Genomic DNA, 332 nt, shown 5'->3' with positions numbered 1-332 from the left:
GGAGCACAGCTTACCGCACCGCAATTTAACGGTAATATCGCCCAGCAGCTTTGGGGGCATGCGGCAACGACAAGCAGCACGTTCAATTACAGTTACGATAAGCTGAACCGCCTAAAGAACGGTACAAGCTCGGGTACCACGGTCATGATCGAGGCATTGACCTATGACGATATCGGGAACATCAAGACGCTTGCCCGTAATACGGGGAATACCACAACTACAACCTCGACAACCTATACCTACAACAATAGTGGCAAGAGTAACCGTTTGGCAAGCTTATCGGGTAACACCAATACGTATACCTATGATGTGAATGGCAATGCGACGAAAGA

General features: G+C 48.8%; 1 pseudogene. It reads left to right on the top strand.

Features of this window, described 5'->3' with window-relative positions:
• Window positions 1–332: pseudogene (locus ACSZOX_RS22395) on the top strand (hypothetical protein); the annotation flags it as partial.

The sequence above is a fragment of the Sphingobacterium sp. LRF_L2 genome (assembly GCF_965644235.1).
Taxonomy (GTDB): domain Bacteria; phylum Bacteroidota; class Bacteroidia; order Sphingobacteriales; family Sphingobacteriaceae; genus Sphingobacterium.
The sequence above is the reverse complement of the archived record's forward strand: the minus strand, read 5'-3'. Positions and strand labels throughout refer to the sequence as shown.